The sequence below is a fragment of the Arthrobacter sp. 35/47 genome (genome assembly GCF_000520475.1).
GTDB lineage: Bacteria > Actinomycetota > Actinomycetes > Actinomycetales > Micrococcaceae > Arthrobacter_D > Arthrobacter_D subterraneus.
The window spans coordinates 90,395-98,935 of sequence record NZ_KI914613.1; the positions used below are offsets into that span (position 1 = coordinate 90,395).

Genomic DNA, 8,541 nt, shown 5'->3' on the forward strand with positions numbered 1-8,541 from the left:
CCAGCCATGACGTGGTGGGCAGGATGCGGCGGCTGGCAGGCACCCGGAAGGTGGGGCATGCCGGCACGCTCGATCCCATGGCCACCGGCGTCCTCGTGGTCGGAATCAACCGCGCAACCCGCCTCCTGACCTACATTGTGGGTACGCCGAAGACCTATACGGCCACGATCCGCCTCGGACAGTCCACCATCACAGACGACGCCGAGGGAGACGTGACTGCCTCAACCCCGGCCGGCAGCATCCCGGCCGATGCGATCCGGGCCGCGGTTACCGGACTCACCGGCGAGATTTCGCAGGTCCCCAGCAGCGTGAGCGCCATCAAAGTGAACGGTCAGCGGGCCTATAACCGCGTGCGCTCCGGTGAGGACGTGGTCCTTCAGGCCCGCCCCGTCACGGTGCACAGCTTCGACATCACCGATATCCGGCGCCAGGACGGGGGAGCCATCCAGGATCTCGACGTCACCGTCCGGTGCAGTTCCGGTACCTACATCAGGGCACTGGCACGGGACCTCGGTGCGGCCCTCGGCGTCGGCGGGCACCTCACGGCACTTCGCCGCACGGAGGTGGGTCCGTACACCCTGGACCAGGCGGCCACACTGGAGGAACTCGCGCAGGATCTCCGCGTCCTCGGAATTGATGAGGCCGCCCGTGCACTGTTCCCGGTTCGTGAACTGACAGCTTCCGAAGCGCAGGACCTCTCACACGGCCGCAGGATCCGCCATGATGCTGCCGGTGACACCGCGTCCTCAGGTTACGGGCTTCGGCCGGTGGCGGCGTTCGCTCCCACCGGCGAGCTCATCGCGCTGCTGGAACAGCGGGGCGAGGAGGCGAAACCGGCCCTGGTCTTCGCCCCGGGGGAGGCCGCCAGCTGATGGTGGTCGACGGTTTCTTCGTGGCCGGCACCGTGGTGTGCCTTGTCTCGACTGTGTTGTGCGTTGGTGCTGCGATTCTTCGGCAGCCTCCCAACGACGTGACCATCCTCGCGGTGGCGGCCGTGGAGCTGTTCCTCCTGGTATATCTGGTGGCCGGGATCATCCGGCAGGCCGGCGGGGATCCGGTGGCCGGCGAGGTCTGGGAGTTCTGGGGATACCTGCTGACGGCGCTGCTGATTCCGGTAGGTGCCTTCTGGTGGGCAATCCTTGAGCGTTCCCGGTGGAGCAATCTGGTGCTGGGCGCCGTGGGCGCGACCATTTTCGTGATGCTGTTCCGCATGGAGCAGATCTGGCACGGGGCGGTTCCGGCATGACCCGGAGATCCGAAGCCGACAGGACAGCACGGGAAGTGGACGGTTCCGGGGTTGCCGAGGCTCTCAGCCGGGGACCCGGACGCTTGCTGATCGCCGTCTATGGAGTATTCGCCCTGGCAGCGACCGCCCGCGCCGTATTCCAGATCGCCACCAAGTTTTCTGAGGCTCCACTGGCCTACACACTGACGGCGATCGCTGCCCTGGTGTACGTTTTCGCCACCGTCTCGCTGAGCCGATCAGGTCCGCGTTGGTTCTGGTTGTCCTTCGCTGCTGTGGGCGTGGAGTTCATCGGTGTCCTCGCCGTGGGTACGCTCAGCATTGTTGACCCGGTGCTTTTTCCGGCCGATACGGTGTGGTCCGTGTACGGGCGTGGGTACGGGTTTGTTCCCCTGATTCTCCCGGTGCTGGGCCTCTGGTGGTTGTACCGACACCGTGCGGTGGCCCGGGTCAGCTGACCTGCGCCGGACCCTCAGGGGTGAGAGGATGAATCTGCAGGGGCCCGGCCCCTGGCGGATCATCGACCACAGAGGGAACACCATGAGCAGCAACACCCCCGACAACACGCAGCCGGATCGTCGCAGTTCTTCTCCGACCCCAGGACCGGGCACGCCGGGAACTTCCGGCCCGGCGGGCGCTTCCGGGCGGTCTCCTTCCAGCCAGCCCGCAGGCAAGACCACCAAAAAGGACTCGACGAAACCCGCCAAGGCGAAAAAATCCGGCAGCGACTGGAGCGTATTCCGGACCGTTGTGGTGCTGGTTGGACTCGTCATCGCCGGGTTCGGTGGGTACTACCTGATCACCGGGACGGCCGGACTGCCCGAGACCGGAGACGGTCCCGTCAATCCGACCCTCGAAAACCAGTTCCGGTTCTTCGCCGCGATGATGATCGGTGTGGGCGCCGCTTTTGTGACCATCGCCGTGAAGTTCCAGTGGGCAAACATGCTGTGGCTGGTCTGCCTGATGGTCTTCATCGGCGGGATCGGCAGGGTTCTCTCCTGGGCTTTCTCCGGCACCCCTCACTACCTCCTGATCATCCTTATGGTGGTGGAACTGGCGTTCCCCGCCGCGCTGCTCGTGTGGCACGGGTACATCGCCAAGACGACCGCGCTTCGCCGCGAATACGACGCCCGGTCCTAAACCCGCCGTCGAAGGCAGGCAAGTCCGGTGCCCAGCAGTACCAGGGCCGCTCCCGCCGCAACCTCCAGGCGGGCACCCGTCTGCGCCAACTCCGCCCGTGCCGCAGGCGCATGTGACACCGGGGCGCCTGCCACCGGGGCACCCGCCACGGGAGCAGCCGGCGGTACCGGCACGGCGGCCGCTGCAGAGTCGGATTCCGCCGAGGATGCCGCCTCGACACACACGGTTTCCGACGGTTCCCCGAACGCCGAAGCATAGGGGTTGGACAGCTCGTCGCCCGGGTAGGTCGCTACGACGGTGTAACAGCCTGGAAGGGTGAAGGCGGCAAACGGTTCACTGGACAGCGTTCCATTTGCGGCCGCCACCGTGACCTCGGAGTGCAGCGGAGCATCGGCGGGGACCGATTCCTGCAGCGAGGGAGGTGCCGCCAGCGGACCGTACATCGACAGCGTGACCGTCCCTCCGACGGGAGCAGCGGATGGCCCGAACCCGGTTCCGGTCACAGCGTCAGTGACCTGCTCACCCACCAGCGCTTCGTGCGCGGAGAGCTCTGTCCGGATCCCGGGTGCCCACGGGACAAACGTGGTCTCCTCCACCATGCCGAACTTCCCCTGCCAGTCGAGCACGTAGTCCGCTGCCTCAGCCGGAAGGGCGCTTGCGGCGGCGATGGATTCAGTCCAGACGTACCACCCCGGCTCCGGAACGACGAGCCCCTCAGTGCTGTAGGTGCCGGGTCCGTCCACCCTGGTGGAGACACTGCCGACGCTCGCCGTACCCTCGGGTACTGCATCCTGAAGCACCGGTTTCGCATCAAGCGGTCCCCAGAGCGTGGACACCACCTCGATAGATACCGGCGCCCCGGTTCCGGGCACTGACAGCCAGGGCGCCGACGCCGCAGATCCGCCGTTGGCCGGGGGAGCGATGCTGACCGAGAGGACATCATGCACCGCCGTGCCGGCATCGGTGCGGGCGGCCGAGGTCCTCGTGGTGACAGCCGGCTGGAAGGCGGGGAGGTCGGTGATCGCCGCCGCTGCGCTGCGCGGCTCAACCACGGCGGCAACCAGCAGCCGCTGGACATTGCTGCTTTCCGGAAGCAGCCACGTCACACCGGCGGCAGGAGTTCGGGGCACGGTGATCTTCAGGGAACCGCTCCCAAGTCCGGTCCTCTGCAGGCTCAGCCGATGCCGGTCTCCAGCGCTTGTCCAGGTGGCGGCTGAGCCCTCTGCCAGCGCAAACGGCCCGCTGAGTGCTGCCGCGGCGGCCAGCCCGGCGGCAGGCTGTCCGTTAGCGGCCAGGACGCCGACGACGGCGGTGACGGTTCCGTCGCTGGCCGGCGCTTCCAGGCTGATGTCCACCGTGTAGGGTCCGGCGCCGTTGAAGGCTGTCTCAGTCATGGACCGGGCCTTCGTGACGACGTCCGCCGGCAGTTTTTCAGTCCGGAGGATCGAATCCATTCCCGCTGAATCCCAGGCCATGCCGGGCGAGGTCAGTGCCCAGACCGCCAGCTGCACGGACGCCGCCGTGGCGTTGTCCGCCGTGGCACCCCACCGGTGCAGGAGGTAGGAGAGCGCAGCGCTCTCGGCAGTGGTCAGCACGCTGCCGTCGCTGCGGACGAAGGCACCTGTGTGGCCGCCGTCGTACCCCGTCGACTGCTCCGGGGACATCCGCTCGAAGTCAGTACAGTAGGCGGCCTGGCCGCGGGAGTCCGTGTACTGTCCCACGAAGTGCTCCGCGGCATGGATGCCGGCCGCACGCGTCCAGCCCCCTCCCCCCGGAGCGGAATACGCCACAGGGGCCGGTGAAATCCACAGCAGCGCAGCGAGGAGCAGCCAGATGCCGGCGGCCCGCGAGATTCCTGCGGATCCCGCAGGGTGGAATGAAGATGGCACAGCTGTCCTCCAGATCAGGTTTCAGGGCGGCGCTGCAACCGGCGCTGCCCGCAGAATCCCACTCTGACCGCGCCGCGTACGGAGGCGGTGCCGGTAGGCGGCTATGTGCACAACCCGCCCCAAACCGGATCGGATGTGGAGGAGAAGACGGTGCCCGCCGGCATGGACGTCGGAACCCGAGGCAAGCATCGGCCATAATGAATGAACGACCGAAGGGCGTCCGCTGCCCGCCCAACCGCCGAGGAGATGCGTGTACTACTGGAGAGACCTGGCCGATGTGCCGGAAGGCTTCGGTCCGGCAGTTGTCACCATTGGAAACTTCGACGGTGTGCACCGCGGCCACCAGAGTGTGCTCCAGCAGCTCGTCGAAGCGGCCAGGGAACGGGACGCCGCCGCCGTCGTCATCTCATTCGAGCCCCATCCCGCCCAGGTCCACCGGCCGGAAAGCGCGCCGGAACTGATCATGGGCCTGCAGGACAGGGTGGAAACCCTGGCCGATACCGGCATCGACGGCCTCCTGATGATGCACTACACCCTCGACCTGGCAGCCCAGACCCCGGAGGAGTTCGTCCGAAGCGTGCTGGTTGACGGTCTGCGCGCCAAAGCGGTGGTCATCGGACACGATGTACGTTTCGGGCGGGGCAACTCGGGCGACCTCTCCACCATGCAGGCGCTCGGCAATCAGCTTGGCTTCGACGTGATTGTCATTGACGACTTCGGCTCCAACCTGCAGGGCAAGACGGCCGCGGCCGGTGAGCGCCGCTGTTCCTCGACCTGGGTGCGGGAGGCCCTCGTGGCCGGTGACGTCACGACCGCAGCGCGAATCCTGGGACGGCCGCACCGGATGCGCGGCGAGGTGGTCCACGGCGCTGCCCGTGGACGGGCGCTGGGATTCCCCACCGCCAACCTGGCGCCCGAATCAACCGGCTTCATCCCCGCGGACGGGATCTACGCCGGCTGGCTCATCGACAGCAGCCAGGTTCGCTGGCCCGCCGCCATCTCGGTTGGCTCCAACCCGACGTTCGAAGGAGTCAGCAGGCAGGTCGAAGCGCACGTGATCGACCGGCCGGTGGAGGAAATCGACGTCTTTGACCTGTACGGGCAGACGGTCATCGTCGAGTTCGTGCGGCGGCTGCGCGGAATGGTGGCCTACCGCGGGCCGGAAGCCCTCATCGACCAGATGCGCCTGGACGTCGCGCAGACCCGCACCGTGCTTTCGACAGAACAGCGTGCCTACGGGTAAAGTTGACCGAGGTCCTGCTGCAGTCCGTGGTTGCTGGACCACCGCCGGAGCTCCGCTCGATCTGCGAGGGGAACCGGCATCTACTTTGTTCACGGTACAACTCATAGGAGTTATTTGTGGCACTTGAAGCCGCTCTGAAGCAGGAAATCATCAAGGAATACGCAACCTCCGAGGGCGACACCGGTTCGCCTGAGGTGCAGATTGCAATGCTTTCCCGCCGAATTCTCGACCTGACCGAACACCTGAAGAAGCACAAGCACGACCACCACACGCGTCGTGGCCTGCTGCTGCTGGTGGGACGCCGTCGTCGTCTGCTGGACTACCTGCGCGACACGGACATCACGCGCTACCGTACGCTCATTGAGCGCCTCGGCCTGCGCCGCTAAGCAAGCAAACGCGGGGTCCCCGGGCGAGCGAAGCGAGTTCGGGGAAGTTGCGAAGCGTTAGACTGTGAGGCGGTGCCTTCCTTCGGGAAGGGACCGCCTTCCATCTTTGACGGCCACGCAGTCGCCGTTGGAGGAAGTAATTTCATAACCAGGAGCCAGGCGGACACGCAGGCATTCGCGGTCCTCGGTAGTGGTCTCCGGGACACCATCAGGTGATGGTCTTTCCCGTGGACCTCGATCGAAGACCGGGTGCCACAACCCGTCCTCACGGCGTTGACCAGCAAAACGCCGTCTGCCTCCGCCACCAAAGAAACGGAGGTGACTCTCTTGGAGGGTCCCGAAATCCAGTTCGCCGAAGCCGTCATTGACAACGGCCGGTTCGGCCAGCGCACAGTGCGCTTCGAAACAGGGCGCGTAGCCCAGCAGGCCGCAGGCGCTGCCATGGTCTACATCGACGAGGACACCGCGCTCCTCTCCGCCACCACCGCCGGAAAGTCCCCGCGTGAGGGCTTTGACTTCTTCCCGCTGACGGTCGACGTCGAAGAGCGCATGTACGCTGCCGGCCGCATCCCGGGCTCGTTCTTCCGCCGTGAAGGCCGCCCCTCCACCGAGGCGATCCTCGCCTGCCGCCTGATGGACCGTCCGCTGCGCCCCGCATTCGTAAAGGGCCTGCGCAACGAGGTCCAGATTGTGGTCACCGTGCTGGCGATCAACCCTGACGTCCGCTACGACGTCGTGGCGATCAACGCCGCGTCCATGTCCACCCAGCTGTCCGGCCTGCCGTTCTCCGGCCCGATCGGCGGCGTCCGCGTTGCCCTCGTCTCCGACGGAAGCGGCCAGGATCAGTGGATCGCGTTCCCGAAGCACACCGAGCTGGAGAACTCCGTCTTCGACATGGTTGTTGCCGGCCGCGTGGTCGGTGACGACGTCGCCATCATGATGGTAGAGGCCGAAGCCACCGACAACTCCTGGTCCCTGATCAAGAACGACGGCGCCACCGCACCCACCGAGGAGGTTGTCGCCGACGGTCTCGAGGCAGCAAAGCCCTTCATCCGTGCACTGTGCGAAGCCCAGTCCGACCTCGCCGGCCGGGCAGCCAAGCCCACCGTCGAGTTCCCCGTGTTCAAGGACTACGAGGACGATGTCTTCGCGGCTGTCGAGAGCTCCGCGGGATCGCGTCTGTCCGAAATCTTCACGATCGCAGACAAGCAGGAACGCGAGAACGCAGCGAACAGCTACCGCACCGAGGTCATCGAATCCCTGTCCGGCCAGTTCGAGGGCCGCGAGAAGGAAATCTCCGGGGCGTTCAACTCACTCACCAAGAAGGTTGTCCGCCAGCGGATCCTCCGCGACCAGGTACGCATCGACGGCCGTGGGCTCAGCGACATCCGCAAGCTCACCGCTGAGGTCGAGGTGCTTCCCCGCGTCCACGGTTCGGCTATCTTCGAACGCGGTGAGACCCAGATCATGGGTGTCACCACGCTGAACATGCTCAAGATGGAACAGCAGATCGACTCGCTGTCGCCGGTCACGCGCAAGCGCTACATGCACAACTACAACTTCCCGCCGTACTCCACCGGAGAAACCGGCCGTGTCGGTTCGCCGAAGCGCCGCGAAATCGGTCACGGCGCCCTGGCCGAGCGGGCCCTTGTTCCGGTGCTGCCCAGCCGCGAGGAGTTCCCGTACGCCATCCGCCAGGTGTCAGAGGCACTCAGCTCGAACGGTTCCACCTCGATGGGTTCCGTCTGCGCCTCCACCCTGTCCCTGCTGAACGCCGGTGTGCCGCTGAAGGCGCCCGTCGCCGGCATCGCGATGGGCCTCGTGTCCGATGAGGTTGACGGACAGACCCGCTACGCTGCGCTGACCGACATCCTCGGCGCGGAAGACGCTTTCGGCGACATGGACTTCAAGGTTGCCGGCACCGCGGAGTTCGTGACCGCCATCCAGCTCGACACCAAGCTGGACGGCATCCCCGCCTCGGTACTGGCCGCAGCCCTGAAGCAGGCCCGCGAAGCACGCCTGCACATCCTCGGCGTGCTCGAGGCAGCGATCGACGCTCCGGATGAGCTCTCCGAGTTCGCTCCGCGCATCATCTCGGTCAAGATCCCCGTGGACAAGATCGGCGAGGTCATCGGCCCCAAGGGCAAGATGATCAACCAGATCCAGGAGGACACCGGCGCCGACATCTCCATCGAAGATGACGGCACCGTGCTGATCGGCGCCACTGACGGCTCGTCGGCTGAGGCCGCCCGCGCCGCGGTGAACGCCATCGCCAACCCGCAGGTCCCCGAGATCGGTGAGCGCTACGTCGGCACGGTCGTCAAGACCACCACCTTCGGCGCCTTCGTCTCGCTGACCCCCGGCAAGGACGGACTGCTCCACATCTCGGAGCTGCGCAAACTGGCCGGCGGCAAGCGGGTGGACAACGTCGACGACGTCGTCTCCGTGGGCCAGAAGGTCCAGGTCGAAATCACCAAGATCGACGACCGCGGAAAGCTCTCGCTGTCTCCCGTGGTCGCCGAGGATGCCGACGCTGCAGCTGATGATGCAGACGCCGACACCCCGGAGTCCGCTGAGGGCGACGACAACTAGCGCCACCACGCGCAACGAATAAACCGGCGGCTCCGCGGCGAACTGAAT

At 66.2% G+C, this 8,541-nt stretch carries 8 protein-coding genes; 7 read left to right on the forward strand and 1 reads right to left on the reverse strand.

All coding sequences use genetic code 11. The features are described 5' to 3' along the window. The 4 genes from truB to X803_RS19880 form a co-directional block, all read left to right on the forward strand. On the forward strand, positions 1–872 hold an 872-nt coding region (truB, locus tag X803_RS0112910), incomplete at its 5' end, for a tRNA pseudouridine(55) synthase TruB (RefSeq protein ID WP_084033739.1). Next, positions 872–1,246 (forward strand): hypothetical protein, encoded by a 375-nt coding sequence (locus tag X803_RS0112915; protein ID WP_026545457.1) that lies wholly within the window; start codon positions 872–874, stop codon positions 1,244–1,246. The genes truB and X803_RS0112915, both read left to right, overlap by 1 nt. Beyond that, complete coding sequence (locus X803_RS0112920) at positions 1,243–1,701, forward strand: hypothetical protein (protein ID WP_026545458.1); 459 nt, start codon at positions 1,243–1,245, stop codon at positions 1,699–1,701. Before X803_RS0112915 ends, X803_RS0112920 begins: the two co-directional genes overlap by 4 nt. Before the next feature lie 82 nt (positions 1,702–1,783). Continuing rightward, positions 1,784–2,383: a DUF4345 domain-containing protein gene (locus X803_RS19880; protein WP_162149232.1), complete on the forward strand. Its 600-nt coding sequence runs from the start codon at positions 1,784–1,786 to the stop codon at positions 2,381–2,383. Here X803_RS19880 and X803_RS0112930 read toward each other — a convergent pair. Beyond that, positions 2,380–4,272 carry a hypothetical protein gene (locus X803_RS0112930; RefSeq protein WP_026545459.1) on the reverse strand — a complete coding sequence of 631 codons (1,893 nt, stop codon included), beginning with the start codon at positions 4,270–4,272 and terminating at the stop codon, positions 2,380–2,382. The genes X803_RS19880 and X803_RS0112930 overlap by 4 nt on opposite strands. Before the next feature lie 250 nt (positions 4,273–4,522). Between X803_RS0112930 and X803_RS0112935 the strand changes: the two genes are divergently transcribed. The 3 genes from X803_RS0112935 (at position 4,523) to X803_RS0112945 (ending at position 8,493) form a co-directional block, all read left to right on the forward strand. Next, positions 4,523–5,515, forward strand: coding sequence for a bifunctional riboflavin kinase/FAD synthetase (locus X803_RS0112935; RefSeq protein ID WP_026545460.1), 993 nt, complete (start codon positions 4,523–4,525; stop codon positions 5,513–5,515). Between the two features lie 116 nt (positions 5,516–5,631). Further along, positions 5,632–5,901, forward strand: a complete 270-nt coding sequence (gene rpsO, locus X803_RS0112940; protein ID WP_026545461.1) for a 30S ribosomal protein S15 — start codon at positions 5,632–5,634, stop codon at positions 5,899–5,901. Positions 5,902–6,228: 327 nt separating this feature from the next. Next, complete coding sequence (locus X803_RS0112945) at positions 6,229–8,493, forward strand: polyribonucleotide nucleotidyltransferase (RefSeq protein ID WP_026545462.1); 2,265 nt, start codon at positions 6,229–6,231, stop codon at positions 8,491–8,493. Positions 8,494–8,541: the final 48 nt, after the last annotated feature.

Excerpts from the sequence above, each read along its gene's own strand:
- X803_RS0112915 (WP_026545457.1), top strand. The coding sequence starts at position 872 with ATGGTGGTCGACGGTTTCTTCGTGGCCGGCACCGTGGTGTGCCTTGTC.
- X803_RS0112920 (WP_026545458.1), top strand. The coding sequence starts at position 1,243 with ATGACCCGGAGATCCGAAGCCGACAGGACAGCACGGGAAGTGGACGGT.
- X803_RS19880 (WP_162149232.1), top strand. The coding sequence starts at position 1,784 with ATGAGCAGCAACACCCCCGACAACACGCAGCCGGATCGTCGCAGTTCT.